The 241-nt window shown below is 65.1% G+C and carries 1 protein-coding gene; it reads right to left on the reverse strand.

Annotated elements, in window-relative coordinates:
• Nucleotides 1-241: ThiF family adenylyltransferase (locus KVT28_RS26440; RefSeq protein WP_217551262.1), on the reverse strand; the 241-nt coding region annotated here is incomplete at both ends.

Genomic DNA, 241 nt, shown 5'->3' on the forward strand with positions numbered 1-241 from the left:
GCACCGAGGCGGTGAGCAGTGGCATGCCCGCCTGCATGCAAGCGTCGGAAAGTTGGTAGGTGACGGCAAAGTTATCGGCGGCACCGACCACCAGATCGCATCCCGCCAGCGCCTGCTGCAGATTACTGGCGCGCAGCGACTGTTGCAGCGCCTCGATCTGCCCCTGCGGTCTGCGCTGCTGCAACGCGTGCTCCGCGCGCGGCACTTTGGGCTGGTCGATATCCTGCTGCGTAAACAGCGT

The organism is Pantoea sp. GbtcB22 (assembly GCF_019091025.1).
Classification (GTDB): Bacteria; Pseudomonadota; Gammaproteobacteria; order Enterobacterales; family Enterobacteriaceae; genus Pantoea; species Pantoea leporis.